The organism is Cryobacterium sp. TMT1-62 (genome assembly GCF_004403145.1).
Taxonomy (GTDB): domain Bacteria; phylum Actinomycetota; class Actinomycetes; order Actinomycetales; family Microbacteriaceae; genus Cryobacterium; species Cryobacterium sandaracinum.
On the sequence record NZ_SOGZ01000014.1, the window covers coordinates 1 to 13,575 of the forward strand.

At 69.4% G+C, this 13,575-nt stretch carries 12 protein-coding genes and 1 pseudogene; 5 read left to right on the plus strand and 8 right to left on the minus strand.

Features of this window, described 5'->3' with window-relative positions:
* Positions 1-136, minus strand: a 136-nt coding sequence (locus E3T34_RS16870; RefSeq protein WP_166785826.1) for a transposase, incomplete at its 3' end; no start/stop codon positions are given.
* A gap of 309 nt (positions 137-445) precedes the next feature.
* Between E3T34_RS16870 and E3T34_RS16335 the strand changes: the two genes are divergently transcribed.
* On the plus strand, positions 446-1,975 hold the full coding sequence (locus tag E3T34_RS16335) for an HNH endonuclease signature motif containing protein (protein WP_134342187.1): 1,530 nt from the start codon (positions 446-448) through the stop codon (positions 1,973-1,975).
* 268 nt (positions 1,976-2,243) lie between these two features.
* On the opposite strand, the gene E3T34_RS03290 is transcribed toward E3T34_RS16335, so the two are convergent.
* Complete coding sequence (locus E3T34_RS03290; RefSeq protein WP_134342188.1) at positions 2,244-2,876, minus strand: O-methyltransferase; 633 nt, start codon at positions 2,874-2,876, stop codon at positions 2,244-2,246.
* Positions 2,877-2,962: 86 nt separating this feature from the next.
* On the opposite strand from E3T34_RS03290, the gene E3T34_RS03295 reads away from it, so the two are divergent.
* Together E3T34_RS03295 and ppk2 are read left to right on the plus strand one after the other, a co-directional pair.
* A complete protein-coding gene (locus E3T34_RS03295; protein WP_104101037.1) occupies positions 2,963-3,343 on the plus strand; it encodes a Sec-independent protein translocase TatB in 381 nt (126 codons plus the stop codon).
* A 705-nt stretch (positions 3,344-4,048) separates the two neighbouring features.
* Positions 4,049-4,918 carry a polyphosphate kinase 2 gene (gene ppk2 / locus E3T34_RS03305; protein WP_369827975.1) on the plus strand — a complete coding sequence of 290 codons (870 nt, stop codon included), beginning with the start codon at positions 4,049-4,051 and terminating at the stop codon, positions 4,916-4,918.
* A gap of 41 nt (positions 4,919-4,959) precedes the next feature.
* Here ppk2 and E3T34_RS03310 read toward each other — a convergent pair whose 3' ends face one another.
* The 4 genes from E3T34_RS03310 to E3T34_RS03325 are packed head-to-tail and all read right to left on the minus strand — an operon-like array spanning position 4,960 to position 9,642.
* Entirely contained in the window at positions 4,960-6,510 is a 1,551-nt protein-coding gene (locus tag E3T34_RS03310; RefSeq protein WP_104101039.1) for a succinic semialdehyde dehydrogenase, read from the minus strand.
* A gap of 58 nt (positions 6,511-6,568) precedes the next feature.
* On the minus strand, positions 6,569-7,735 hold the full coding sequence (locus E3T34_RS03315) for an Mrp/NBP35 family ATP-binding protein (RefSeq protein WP_104169980.1): 1,167 nt from the start codon (positions 7,733-7,735) through the stop codon (positions 6,569-6,571).
* Positions 7,728-8,324 (minus strand): DUF1003 domain-containing protein, encoded by a 597-nt coding sequence (locus tag E3T34_RS03320; RefSeq protein ID WP_104101041.1) that lies wholly within the window; start codon positions 8,322-8,324, stop codon positions 7,728-7,730. Before E3T34_RS03320 ends, E3T34_RS03315 begins: the two co-directional genes overlap by 8 nt.
* A complete protein-coding gene (locus E3T34_RS03325; protein WP_104101042.1) occupies positions 8,311-9,642 on the minus strand; it encodes a magnesium transporter MgtE N-terminal domain-containing protein in 1,332 nt (443 codons plus the stop codon). The genes E3T34_RS03320 and E3T34_RS03325 overlap by 14 nt, the downstream gene beginning before the upstream one ends.
* A 54-nt stretch (positions 9,643-9,696) precedes the next feature.
* Here E3T34_RS03325 and E3T34_RS03330 point away from each other — a divergent pair, with 54 nt between their 5' ends.
* The gene (locus E3T34_RS03330; RefSeq protein ID WP_104101043.1) at positions 9,697-10,278 is read left to right on the plus strand and encodes a general stress protein; all 582 of its coding nucleotides are present in this window, start codon (positions 9,697-9,699) and stop codon (positions 10,276-10,278) included.
* A gap of 16 nt (positions 10,279-10,294) precedes the next feature.
* Here the strand turns inward: E3T34_RS03330 and E3T34_RS03335 are convergent, their stop codons facing one another.
* Positions 10,295-11,833: an aminopeptidase P family protein gene (locus E3T34_RS03335; RefSeq protein WP_241977326.1), complete on the minus strand. Its 1,539-nt coding sequence runs from the start codon at positions 11,831-11,833 to the stop codon at positions 10,295-10,297.
* A 476-nt stretch (positions 11,834-12,309) separates the two neighbouring features.
* Here E3T34_RS03335 and E3T34_RS03340 point away from each other — a divergent pair, with 476 nt between their 5' ends.
* Positions 12,310-13,179: a PHP domain-containing protein gene (locus E3T34_RS03340; RefSeq protein ID WP_104101046.1), complete on the plus strand. Its 870-nt coding sequence runs from the start codon at positions 12,310-12,312 to the stop codon at positions 13,177-13,179.
* A 137-nt stretch (positions 13,180-13,316) separates the two neighbouring features.
* Here the strand turns inward: E3T34_RS03340 and E3T34_RS03345 are convergent.
* Positions 13,317-13,575, minus strand: a pseudogene (locus tag E3T34_RS03345) (ATP-dependent helicase); the annotation flags it as partial.

Consider the following 13,575-nt stretch of genomic DNA (forward strand, 5'->3'; position numbering starts at 1 on the left):
CCCAAGTCCACAGAGTCCGGTGGTTGATCCCGAGCGCTGCGGCGACTTTCACGATCGATTTGTCGCCCTCCGCGACGCGGGCCACCGCGGCAGCCCGAAACTCCGGGCTGAAGTGTTTGTGTTTCTCGTGTTCCATTTATCTATCCAATCCTGAATTCAGGAAGACTGTCCGGAAACACTGGGTCACCCCACGCCATCAGTTCCGGCGTGTCGCGTATTTCTCCGAGTTGACGTCACGACGGATGCCCCGGGCTGGCTGCGCTCGCCGCCGGTGGTTAAGCGTGCCAAAACCCGGCAGTCCAGCCTGCAAACCCGCGCCGCACCATCCGTGCCCCGCGTCGCCACCCCCTTCTGTCACCGAATCGATTAGAACAGGAAAACGAAACTCGACAGTCATCCTACCTCATCTATTGACTTCAACTTAGAACGTGTATACGATGTAGGCATGGCTGGAGCCCCCACTCCGCACCACCCCACCGCCTCACCGCAGGCGGTGCCGCCCCTCGCGCAGGCACCCCGTGCACAGTCACCTCTCGTGCAGCAGTTGCAGCAGGCCCGTGATCTGGCCGCGGCCGTGCTCGACTCGGTGTCTTTCTCCCTCCTGGGTGAGGCGGACGCGATGATGGTGCTGGGTACGGTTGAAGACCTCGGCCGTCGGGTCGATGCGGCCAGGGTCGCCTCCGCCGCCGACATTTCGGTGCGGTCCCGCCGCATCCTCGGCCACGAGTCCCTGGCGTATAAGAACGGGGCCAGCAGCGGCATCGATCTGATCACCCGTCTGACCCGCGTCTCTTCCCGGGAGGCGAACCGGCGGGTGCGCCTGGGCGAGAACGTCACGCCGCGCCGGGCGGGCACCAGCATGTTGCCGCCCTACTACCCGGCCGTGGCCGATTCCCTCACCGCCGGGGACCTCGGCGTGGACGCGGCCGAGAACATCGTCACCGCCCTCGACCAGGTCGCGGCCCGGGTCGCGCCCGACGAGTTCGGCACTGCCGAACGTGCCCTGGTGGCCAGTGCGACCGGCGCCGTCACCGACGAAACCCGCGGCCTGCCCGGGGAGGGGTTCGCGTTCCCTGCGGACCTGGTGCGGGGCATGGCGGGGCAGTGGCAGGCTCGCCTCGATCCCGACGGCACCGCCCCCAACGAGCCCGTCGCCGAGGCCCGCAGCGCTGTCGGGTTCGGGCTCTTCCGCGACGGCCTCTACCCGCTCCGCGGCGGAGTCACGCCGGAGCTCCGCGGCATCATGAACGCCATCTTCGACACGTACCTCTCCGCCCACGCGGCGCCCAAGTTTCCGACCGAAGAAGAACAAGCGCGCATGGCGGCCGGGCAGCTGATCCCGGGGGCGGAGGCCGCGGCCCTCAGCGACGACCGTAACGGTGGTCAGAAACGCGCCGACATCCTCCGTGGTGTGTTCGAAGCCGCCACCCGTGACGCGGGGACCCCGACCATGGGCGGCGCCGCCCCCACCGTCATGATCCACGTCAACCAGGCCGACCTTACCGCCGACCATGGGGTGGGCTGGATCGACGGCGTCGAAGCGCCGATCTCGCTGACAAGTGTGANTGGTTTTCAGGAGATCCGGTTCGGGCCGCACAACGAGGTCCTCAGCCTCAGCACCGAGAATCGTTTCTTCAACCGGGCCCAACGCCGCGCCATCAGCGCCCGCGACGGCGGCTGCACCATCCCGGGGTGCACCGTGCCCGCCGCCTGGTGCGAAGTACACCACGTCACCCCCTGGCACCGCGGCGGAAAAACCGAAATCGACAACGGGGTCCTGCTGTGTTGGTACCACCACCACAGCATCGACACCTCCGGCTGGAACATCCGCATGATCCGCGGCACACCCGAAGTACAGGCACCCTACTGCTACGACCCCACCCGCACCTGGCGGCCTGGGGGAGGGAACCCGGCCAACCGGGCACGGGCACGGTCTCGGTCTCGGCCTCGGCAGGCTCGACCAACGTCAGGGTGAGTCCCCGGGATCGGGTCACCGGTCTCGGCAGGCTCGACCGACGTCAGCTTAAATCCGCGGCCGCGAGCGACCTGAGCCCGGTGGTCGAGGTCGTCGAAACCAGGCGGGCCATCTTCCGAACCCGGCCCGGGGCATCCGTTAGCGCGGGTGGCGACAACGGATGCCGGTGTGGGGGCCTCCGAGGCCGGCGCACCGGGTCTCGACAGGCTCGACCACCGACAGGCTCGACCACCGATCGGCTCGACCATCGGAGGGTGTGCTCGACCGTCTAGGCGCGGAGCTTGGTGATCTGCAGCAGGCCGTCGCCCACAGGGGAGAGGGCACTGATGACTGCGGTAGACGAGGCGATGACGGTCAACAGGGTGCGGAAGCCGGTCGCCACATCGTCGCGCTGGGCCGGGTCGGCCACTCGGCCGCGCCAGAGCGCGTGGGCCACGAGCACGGTTCCGCCCGGACGGGCCAGGCGCAGAGCATGCTCGACATACTCGATCACACACTGCGGATCGGCGTCGACGAACACAATGTCGTAGGAGTTCTCGTTCATGCGCGGCAGTACATCCGCTGCCCGGCCCGTGATCAGGCGTACCCGGTTCACGGGGATGCCGGCTTCGGCGAAGTTGGCTTTGGCGTGCTGCTGGTGGTCGACCTCGGTGTCGATCGAGGTGAGGGTGGCGCCGGGGGCGCCGGTGAGCAGCCAGATGCCGGAGACGCCGGCACCGGTGCCGACCTCGAGAATGCTCCGGGCCCCGGTGGCGGCCGCGATCACGGCCGATTGAGCGCCGACCGCCGGAGAAATCGCGTCGATTCCGAGTTCGAGGGACTGCTGTCTGGCCCGCGCCACAGCGTCGGACTCCACGACTGAGTCGTCGGAGAATTTCCAGTTCAGATCTTTGTCAGACACAGCGCAACTCCAGTAGATGAATGGGTCAAGCCTAAGGGGGGCCGGGCATGGTCCGGGGAGGCCTCGCCGGGGGTTATTCTGGGGGAATGTTCGGTTTGACCTTCGAGAAGATATTACTGATCGGGATTGTCGCCGTCTTCCTGCTCGGACCCGAACGGCTTCCCCACTATGCCGCCCAGCTCGCCCGCCTCGTGAAGCAGCTCCGGAACCTGGCCAACGGGGCCAAAGACCGGATGCGGGACGAGATGGGCCCGGATTTCGACGACGTCGACTGGAAGAAACTCGACCCGCGTCAGTATGACCCGCGCCGCATCATCCGTGAAGCTCTCACCGACGAAGACGAGCTGAAAGGCCAATCGGCGACCGTGTCGCGGGCGGTGCCGAACCCCGACGGCGCCTATCTGCAACGCAAGCGCGCCAGGGAGGCCGCCACACTGCCGGCGCCCTTCGACTCCGAAGCCACGTAGCCACGTAGCCACGCAGCCACGAAGCCACGAAGCCACGCGGCCAAACGAACCAGGTGACGAGCACACCGGACGCGGCGTATTCGAGCTGGCGGACGTCGGGAACGGGTACGTTGGGCAGGTTGGGCAGGTTGGTCAGGTTGGGCAGGCCGGGCACGTCGGGCACGTCGGGCACGTCGGGCACGTCGGGCACGTAGACCCGCGACACGGGCCGAGTGCGCTCGGATCGTGTTCCCGACCGCTGCGATGACCTCGCCGGACAGCCCGAATGACGAGAAGTCCTCGTCGACCACGATCAGGCGCCCGGCCGGAAAGAGCGATGCGCGAAAGGTCCCCTGGTTGGCCGCACCCTCGCCGGTGTCCGCCACGGCCACTCGGTCGTCGCCCAGCCGGGAAAAGACGACGGCCTGTCCGACGGCGGGCGATAGATCGTCGGCGATGATTCTCGAGCAGGAGAAATGCGTGCCGGGGTCGAACAGGTGTATGTGCCACCCGAGGCTGAGGCCGAGGGCCGGGCGGTGAGCGGCGCAGTGCGCACCAGAATATGCAGGCCGGGCCATACGGGCGATGCGTGCACGCTACGCTGAACCCACGTATCTGAGGAGTGTGACCGTGTCGAAGCCGTCGAACACCCACGCGAAGCCCAAGCGGGTGCCGCTGCCCGTCTACTCCGCCGAGTTACGCAATCTGCAGACCGAGTTGGTCGCCATGCAGGAATGGGTCAAGGAGTCCGGGGCCCGCATCGTCGTGATCTTCGAGGGCCGGGACGCGGCCGGCAAGGGGTCCGCGATCAAGCGGGTCAGCGAGTTCCTCAATCCCCGCGTCGCCCGGATCGTCGCCCTGCCGGTGCCGACCGAGCGCGAGCGCGGCCAGTGGTACTTCCAGCGGTACATCGAACACCTGCCCTCCACGGGTGAGATCGTGCTGATGGACCGCTCCTGGTACAACCGCGCCGGCGTCGAACACGTGATGGGGTACTGCACCCCCGACGAGTACCGCCGGTTCCTGCACCAGGCGCCCCTCTTCGAACGGATGCTGGTCGAAGACGGCATTCTGCTCGTCAAGTACTGGTTCTCGGTGTCCGACACCGAGCAGGAGAGGCGGTTCCGGTCACGGCTGAACGACCCGATGCGCCGCTGGAAGCTGTCCGGGACCGACCTTTTCTCGATCACGAAGTGGGTCGATTATTCCCGCGCCAAAGACGAGATGTTCGTGCACACCGATCTGCCGGAGGCCCCATGGTGGGTCGTCGAGAGCGAGGACAAGCGGGCCGCGCGCCTCAACATGATCAGCCACCTGCTGTCGATCGTCCCCTACACGCATCGCGAGCCGCCCCAGGTGACCATTCCGACTCGCCCCGCCGGCTCGGAGTACGAGCGCCCGCCGCGCGAGCTGAACCGGCCAGTGCCGGACATCACGACCACGCTGGGAAAGCCCACGGCGAAGCCGAAGGGCAAGGCCAAGATCAAGAAGAACGCGAAGAAGGCGACCAAGGCGGAGGCGGCGAAGCTGGCGCCGGAGAAGGCGGCCCAGCAGGCGGCCCAGCAGGCGGCGGCGTCGGCCAAACTGTTCGTCTGAGCCGGGTTCGCGGAGCCGGGTCACGGCTCTGCTGCCCGGGGTCAGCGGCGGCGGATGCCCTTCAGCACGGCCGCCAGCAGCAGCATCGGCCCGGCCAGCCGCTCGAAGTCGTGGCCGGTGCGAGGCAGCTGCACGAGACCCGTCGGACGCGCGATGGTGACGGCGTCCACGAACCTGAGCAGTCCCTCCGGGCCGTTGCGTCGGCCGAGACCGGACTGCTTCAGGCCGCCCATCGGGGCCGCCACCGAGGAGAACGACCCGCGATAGCCCTCGTTGATATTCACGCTGCCGGCCTCGAGGGCCCCGCCCACGCGCAGAGCCCGCCGCACGGAACCGGAGAACACCGACGCGTTCAGCCCGTAGTCGCTGTCGTTGGCGGCCAGGATGGCCTCCTGCTCCGAGTCGATCACGGTGACCGCGACCACAGGGCCGAACGTTTCGCCGGCGAAGCACTCCATCGCCGGGGTGACCCCGGTCAGCACGGTGGGTTCGTAGAAGAACGGTCCCAGGTCGGGGCGGGCACGGCCCCCGACCTCGACCGTGGCGCCGTGGGCGACCGCGTCGGCCACCTGCGCGCTCACCCGGTCCAGCTGGGCCTGCGAGGTGAGGGAACCGACGTCCGTCGTGTAGTCGTAGTCGGCGCCGAGCCGGAGCGACCGGGTGACGGCCACGAATTCGTGCAGGAACGCGTCGGCCACACCTCGCTGCACGAAGATGCGCTCAATCGACACGCAGAGCTGGCCCATCGCCGTGAAGCAGGCCGGGGCCGCGTCGGCGGCCGCGCGGGCCGGGTCGGCGTCGTCAAGCACGATCAGCGGGTTCTTGCCGCCCAGCTCGAGCGAGACGCCGGTGAGGTTGCCGGCCGCCTGCGCCGCCACCCGCTTGCCCGTCGCGGTCGACCCGGTGAAGCAGACGTAGTCGGCCTCCGCGGTGACCGCCCCGCCGATCTCCGCGCCGTCGCCGACGACCACGGCCCAGAGCTGCTCGGGCACGCCGGCGTCGATGAATGCCTGACGCAACGAGAGGATGCTCAGCGCACCCTGGTCGTCGGCCTTCTGCACCACGCCGCAGCCGGCGGCGAGGGCCGGCACGACATCCATGGCGGCGAGGCTGAGCGGGTAGTTCCACGGGGTGATCACGCCCGCGATGCCTTTGGGCCGGTAGCGCACAGTGGCCGTGATGACGAGCGGGATCGCGGAGTGGCGGCGCCCGCCGCGCAGCACGCGCGGCGCGGCGAGGGCATTGAAGCGGGTGACGCCGGCGGCCTGGAAGACCTCCTCGAAGGCCTGGCCGCGGGTTTTTCCGGTCTCCGCCTGCACGGTGTCCTGCAGCAGCCCGCGTCGCTCGAGGATCAGGTCGTGCGCGCGCAACAGGATCGCTCGGCGCCGTGCGAACCCGGCCCGCACCCAGGCCAGCTGGGCCAGGCGTGCCTGCGCGTAGGCCGCCTGCACGTCGGGCAGCCCGCTGACGGGCAGCTCGTGCAGCACCTCCCCGGTGAAGGGCGCGATCACGGTGACCGTGGCTCCCGTCGTGGAACGTATGGAGCGGGTGAGAGTCGTGATCCCGGCAGGGTCGAGGGGGGAGGCAGGCATGCCGAAAGTCTAGGTGGGGGCGGCGCGTGCGCTCCGCCGCGGCGCCGGTGCGGCGACGCTACTTTGGCGTGATGCCGAGGCTCAATCCGGAGAGGCCGCGCGCCCGGGTGGCGAGGCGGTCGGCAACCAAACGGATGGCCACGGCCGCGGGGTCGGTCGGGTCGCCGTGCACCACGGGCACCCCGGTGTCCCCGCCACTGCGGAGCGGCACGCTGAGGGGAACCTGGGCGAGCAACGGTACGGGGAACTCGTGCCCGGCGCCGAGCCGGCGCGCGACCTCGGCGCCACCCCCGGAACCGAACAGCTCCAGCACCGTGCCGTCGGGCTGCACGATCCCGGCCATGTTCTCGATCACGCCGTAGATGGTCTGGCCGGTCTGCCGGGCCACGACACCGCTGCGTTCGGCGATGTCGGCGGCGGCCGGTTGCGGGGTGGTGACGACGATGACCTCGGCCTGGGGCAAAAGCTGCCCGACCGAGATGGCCACGTCGCCGGTGCCCGGCGGCAGGTCCAGCAGCAGGATGTCCAGGTCGCCGAAGTAAACGTCGGTGAGGAACTGGGTGATCGTGCGATGCAGCATCGGCCCGCGCCAGGCGACCGCGACGGAGCCGTCCTCCACGAACATGCCGATCGAGATGACCTTCACGTCGAAGGCGATCGGCGGCAGGATCATCTCGCCGACCTGGGTCGGCTTGACCGCGGCGGACTTGCCCGTCTCGGGGGAAGGCGGGGTGACCAGGCCGAGGAGTCCGGGGATGGAGAACCCGTAGACATCCGCGTCGACGATGCCGACCCGCAGGCCGCGCTCGGCCAGGGCCACGGCCAGGTTCGCGGTGATTGTGGACTTGCCGACCCCGCCCTTGCCGCTGGTGATGGCGTAGACCCGGGTGAGCGAGTCCGGGCCGAATTGGTTGCTGCGGGCTTCCTTGCCGCCGCGCAGCTTCTCCGTCATCGCTCGGCGCTGCTCGCGCGTCATCACGCTCACATCCACGGTCACGTTGCCGGGGCCGGCCACGGACTCCACGGCGCGCAACACATCGCGCTCGATCTGCCGGGCCGCCGGGCAGCCGGCGATGGTGAGACGGATCCCCACGAGGGCGCGGCCGTCGACGATCCGCACCCCGGCGACCATGTCGAGGTCGGTGATCGGCTTGCGGATCTCCGGGTCGATCACCCGGGCCAGGGCGGTGAGCACCTGGTCGGCGGAAAAGAGGGGCTCAGGCACTGGGCGATCGCTCCTCGCGGTCGCGGTCTCGCTCGCGGTCGCCCTTGCGGAGGCGTTTACGGGTCTGCTTGTCCGGGTCTTCGCGCTCTTCCAGGTTGTCGAGAAGGGCGCGCAGCTCGGAGCGGAGGAAATCGCGGGAGGCGAGGTCCTTCATGCCGAGGCGTAGCGCCACCACCTCCCGGGCGAGGTATTCGGTGTCGGCCAGGTTGCGTTCGGCGCGCTGCCGGTCCTGTTCGAACTGCACCCGGTCTCGGTCGTCCTGGCGGTTCTGCGCCAGCAGGATCATCGGGGCCGCGTAGGAGGCCTGCATCGACAAGACCAGGGTCAGTGCGATGAAGCCGAGCGACACGGAGTCGAAGCGCCACTGCACCGGTGCGAGCGTGTTCCAGGCGATCCAGCTGACGGCGAAGAACGTCAGCCCGAGCAGGAACCACGGCGTGCCCATGCCGCGGGCGATGGCCTCGGTGAACCGGCCGAAGCGGTCGCGGCTGGGGCGGTCGCGGCTACGCCGGCGCTTGCGACCGAGGGCGGGCGTGCGCACGCCCTTGGGGGAGTCGAGGCGGAGATCCGCTCGGTTAGCTCGGGCCATTGCCGGTCCTCCGTCCGTGGTGCAGCGGGATGCTTCCCGTGGTCAGTTCGGTGCGGGCCTCGGCCCGGCGGCGCACGTCGTCGTTGCCATCGTGGCTGCGCCAGTCGTCGGGCAGCAGATAGTCGAGGACGTCGTCAATCGTCACCACCCCGACGAGTCGGTGGTTCTCGTCGACCACGGGCACGGAGACGAGGTCATAGCTGGCGAGGATGCGGGTGACCTCCGCGGCCGAGGTGTCGGCGGTGACAGGATCAAGACCCTGGTCGAGCAGTGTGCCGAGGCGTTCGTGGGGCGGGTAGCGCAGCATCCGTTGGAAATGCACCATGCCGAGGAAGCGGCCGGTGGGCGGCTCGTAGGGCGGGAGGGTGACGCAGATGGCCGCACCGAGGGCCGGCGCCAGGTCGTGGCGACGGATGAGCGCGAGCCCCTCCGCGACCGTGGCATCGGCCGAGACGATGATCGGTTCGGTCGTCATCAGGCCGCCGGCGGTGTCGGGGGCGTAGGTGAGCAGGAAGCGTACGTCGTCCGCTTCCTCCGGCTCCATCAGGTCGAGCAGCTGTTCGCCGAGTTCTTCCGGCAGCTGCGCGATCAGGTCGGCGGCGTCGTCGGGCTGCATGTGGTCGAGCACGTCGGCGGCGCGGGCGTCGCCGAGCCGGGTCAGGATGCTGACCTGCTCACTTTCCGGCATCTCCTCGAGGGCGTCGGCGAGACGGCCGTCCGGTAGCTCGCCGGCAACCTCGTGCATGCGCTCCGGCGGGAGGTCGAGCAGGGTATTCGCGAGGTCGGCGGGCTTGAGGTCGGAGTAGGTGGCGATGAGCTGCTCGGCCGACTGGGCCTGGCCCTCGGTGGTCTGCTCGCGCACCTCGGCCCAGTCCGTGAAGGTCGTGGCGCCCTTCGCGAAGAGGGACAGGCTGGTCTTGGGGCGGCGCACGAAGAGCTGGCTGATCGCCCAACCGCCCTGGGGGAGCTCCTCGATCGAGACGTCTTCGATGGTCGCCTCACCGGAACCGTCGTTGAAGACCACCGTGCGCCCAAGCATCTCGGCAATGACGCGCACCTCTCCGCCGCGCTGCTCGAAGCGGCGCACGTTGATTAGGCCGGTGGTGATGATCTGACCCGAACCGATGCTGGTGACGCGCCCGATGGACACGAAAACGCGGCGTTTGCCCGGGATCTCCACGATCAGGCCGACGACGAGGGGCGGGTCGTTTTTTCGGTAGACCACCAGCACGTCCCTGACCTTGCCCACACGGTCTCCCGCGGGGTCGAAAACGGTACACCCGGCCAAACGGGCAACGAAGACTCTGGTGGCAGACACAGATCAAATCTAGGCCACCTTCAGGGCAGATCGGTCCTGTGAAAGAATGGACTCATGAGCAATCAGAACCCCTTCGGCGGGCGCAGGGCCGCATTGTTCCCCGTTTTACCCAAGGGGGAGGTGCTCGCGACATACGCCACCTATGGCGAGGCTCAGGAAGCTGTGGACACTCTGGCGAAGTCCGACTTCCCGGTGAAGCAGGTCTCCATCCTCGGCAACGACCTCAAAACCGTCGAGCGGGTCACCGGCAAACTCACCTGGGGGCGCGTCGCTCTCGCCGGTGCGGCCTCCGGCGCCTGGCTGGGCGTGTTCTTCGGGCTGCTGTTCTTCATCTTCTCGCCGGATGGCGCGGGCCTGCCGTTCGTATTCGCCGCGGTGATGATCGGCGCCGGGTTCGGCATGCTGTTCGGGGTCGTCAGCGCCGCGCTCAATCGACGTCGCCGCGACTTCACATCGACCATGCAGGTGATTGCCAGTACCTATCAAGTGATCGTCGACGGCACCCTGGTCAATCGGGCCCGGAACCTGCTCGCCGGGCTCGCTGAGGCCGAGCAGACGGTGCCGGCCCCGCCGCATCCGTCGGAGCCCCCTCGCGTCGAAGAGCCGCCCGCGGCTCCGCAGCATCCGCTGCCCTGACAGTCCGCGGTCAGGTTTAGGTGGTGAGGGCGGCGATCCAGGCCTCGACCTCCTCGACGGTGCGGGGGATGCCGGCCGACAGGTTCTCCGGGCCGTCCGCGGTGACCAGGATGTCGTCTTCGATCCGCACGCCGATGCCGCGGTACTCCGCAGGCACCGTCAGGTCATCGGGCTGAAAGTAGAGGCCGGGTTCGATCGTGAACACCATTCCGGGCTCGATCACGCCGTCCATGTACATCTCGCGGCGCGCCTGCGCGCAGTCGTGCACGTCGAGGCCGAGGTGGTGGCTGGTGCCGTGCACCATATAGCGGCGGTGGTGGCCGTTGTCGGGCAGCAGGGCTTCCTCGGCGGTGACGGGCAGCATGCCCCATTCGGCCGTGCGGCGCGCGATGACCGCCATCGCCGCGGCGTGCACGTCGCGGAACACGGCGCCGGGACGCGCCATGGCGAACGCGGCATCCGCTGCCTCGCGCACGGCGTCGTAGACACGGCGCTGCACGTCGGTGAAGGTGCCGTTCACCGGGAGGGTGCGGGTGATGTCGGCGGTGTAGTAGCTGTCGACCTCGACGCCGGCGTCGATCAGGATCAGGTCGCCGGGCACGACGGCGCCATCGTTGCGGGTCCAGTGCAGGATGCAGGCGTGAGGGCCGGACGCGGCGATCGTGTCGTAGCCGACCGCGTTGCCGTCGGACCGGGCCCGGGTGTTGAACACGCCCTCAACGAGCCGTTCGCCGCGGTGGTGGGTGCTCGAGCGGGGCAGGTCCCGGATAATGTCCTCGAAGCCGCGGGCCGTGGCGGCGACGGCGAGGCGCATCTGGGCGATCTCGTAGGAGTCCTTGACCAGGCGCAGCTCCGACAGGCCGCGGGCGAACTGCTCGTCGGCGGCATGGTCGCCGTTGATCTCGAGGCTGAACGGCGAGTCGGAGGCGTCGGTCGTGAGCACCTTCTCCGCCGCGAATCGGAGGCGGGCCTCGTCGACCTCGGTGGTGAAGAGCGGGTCGGCCTCCCGCAGCACGAGGCTCTCGGTGTCGATCGTGTTCATGACCAGGGCCAGGTCGGCGATGCCGCGCACCGGCACGCCGAGGTCGGCGGCAACCTGGGCGACCCCGGGGCGTGGGCCGATCCAGAATTCGCCGATATCGGGGTTTGCGTAGAACTCGTCCGAGTCGCGGCCGGCCCGCTCTCGGAAGTAGAGGGTGGCGTCGTGGCCGGTCGCTGTGGGTTCGAGCACCAACACGGCGCCGGGCTCGGCGTCGCTGCCCCAGCCGGTGAGGTGCGCAAAGGCCGAGTGCGCGCGGAACGCGTAGTCGGTGTCGTTGGAGCGTTGCTTGAGACGACCGGCGGGGATGATCAAACGCTGTCCGGGGTGCATTGCGGAAAGGAGTTCGCGGCGGGCGGCCGCGAAGTGCGCCTGCTCGCGGGCGAGCGGTAGCTCTTCGGTGCGCTCGGCCCAGTCGCTGGAGATGTACGCCTTGAACCCGGCCGAACCGGGGGTGGTGGAGCGGTTCTCGTTCGATCGGGGAGCAGGGATCGCGGTTTCGCTGGAAGTGGCCATGGCCCATTGTCCCATTGAGCCAGGAGGTCGGGGCGAGGGCGGCCACGATCGGGCGGTGATCGCTGCCTGCGCCGTCTTCCGCCTCGATCACGCGCAGGCCCTGCACCTGCCAGTTCGCGGTGGCCAACACGTGGTCGATCGGCGAGCCGAGCAGGGCCGGCGCGAAAGTCGGCCAGGTGCCGACGGCGCCCGCACCGGTCGCCGGTCCGGCCTCGTCGCTGACCGTGTAGTCGCCCAGGTCGGAGCTGATCATTAGGGTCGTGGAGCGGGCCTTGGAGATCTGGTCGAAGGCGATGGTGTGTACCCACATCGGACGTCCGCCCTCGCGCATGGCTTCGGCGATGGCCTCACCGGTGGCCTCGGTGGTTTCCGGCAGGGTGACGATGTCGGCGTTCTGGCCGAGGGCGAGTCGGCGATGGCGGCGGCTGGGAACCCCGCGGGACGGTCCGGGTCCGCCGCACAACTAACATGGGGGGATGCTTGGTGCTCGACGATTCCGCGGTCCGATCGACCTGCACACGCATTCGAGCGTGTCGGATGGCACGGAGACCCCGTCGCAGCTCGTGCGGGCCGCCGCCGCGGCCGGCCTGGGCACGGTCGCACTGACCGACCACGATTCGACCGCCGGCTGGGCCGAGGCCGGTGTTGCCGCCCGCACCGCCGGGCTCACACTCATCCCCGGCATGGAATTCAGCACCCGGGTGGGCTTCTCCAGCGTGCACCTGCTCGCGTACCTGTTCGACCCGTCCAACGCCGGCATCGTGGCCGAAACCGCCCGGGTGCGGCAGGCCCGGCTGGTGCGCGCCGAGCAGATGGTGGAGCGCATCGGCGTCGACTACGCCTTGACCTGGGAAGACGTGCTCGCACAGACCACGCCGGATGCGACGGTCGGCCGCCCGCATATCGCCGACGCACTGGTGGCCCGCGGGTTCGCGCTCACGCGGAGCGAGGCCTTCGCGGGAATACTGCACTGGGAGGCCGGCTACTACCAGCCCCACTACGCGCCGGACCCGCTGCGGGCCATCACCCTCGTGCGCGCGGCCGGTGGGGTGCCGGTCATCGCACACCCGGCGACGCGCGGGGCGGTCGACGTCATCCCTGAAGCGAAACTGGCCCGGTTGGCCGAGGCCGGCCTTTTCGGGCTCGAACTCGAGCACCGTGAGAACAGGCCCGAGGCGAAGGCCCACCTCTACGCGCTCGCCGAGAAGTACGGACTCTTCGTCACCGGGTCCAGCGACTACCACGGCGAGGGCAAGCCGAACCGCCTGGGCGAGAACACGACGACGCCCGAGGTGCTCGAGCGCATCATCGGACAGGGAACGGGCTCGCCGCCCGTCTACGGCTGACGCCGCCCACCCTAGGGAACCGGGCGCGCGGTCTACCATGCGCCGCGAGCCCTATCGTGAGCCACCGCGGAGTCAAACGAAAAGCGCCCCCGCCGAAGCGGAGGCGCTTACGGCCGAAACTGCCGTGCAGGGGGTGCCTAGCTGGGGGTGCCGGCCTGCGGGGCGTGGCGACGCGTGCGGCTTCGACGCCGCGGGGCGCTGTTGCCGTCGTGGTGCTCGGCGCCGCCGCCGTCGTGAGTGCCGGCGGCCGGGGTGATGACCGGGGCATCCGGGTTGGTGGTCGCGCTGACCCGGGTGCGCGAGCGCGGCGGGCGGCTGCCGGCCAGTTCGCCGGAGTGGCTCGCGCCCGAGCGTGCGGCGTCGGTGTGACCGGCGCCGGAGCGACCGGCGCCCGAG

Excerpts from the sequence above, each read along its gene's own strand:
- ppk2 (WP_369827975.1), top strand. The coding sequence starts at position 4,049 with ATGCAGGAATGGGTCAAGGAGTCCGGGGCCCGCATCGTCGTGATCTTC.
- E3T34_RS03320 (WP_104101041.1), bottom strand. The coding sequence starts at position 8,324 with ATGGCCCGAGCTAACCGAGCGGATCTCCGCCTCGACTCCCCCAAGGGC.
- E3T34_RS03330 (WP_104101043.1), top strand. The coding sequence starts at position 9,697 with ATGAGCAATCAGAACCCCTTCGGCGGGCGCAGGGCCGCATTGTTCCCC.
- E3T34_RS03295 (WP_104101037.1), top strand. The coding sequence starts at position 2,963 with ATGTTCGGTTTGACCTTCGAGAAGATATTACTGATCGGGATTGTCGCC.
- E3T34_RS03335 (WP_241977326.1), bottom strand. The coding sequence starts at position 11,833 with ATGGCCACTTCCAGCGAAACCGCGATCCCTGCTCCCCGATCGAACGAG.
- E3T34_RS03340 (WP_104101046.1), top strand. The coding sequence starts at position 12,310 with ATGCTTGGTGCTCGACGATTCCGCGGTCCGATCGACCTGCACACGCAT.
- E3T34_RS03310 (WP_104101039.1), bottom strand. The coding sequence starts at position 6,510 with ATGCCTGCCTCCCCCCTCGACCCTGCCGGGATCACGACTCTCACCCGC.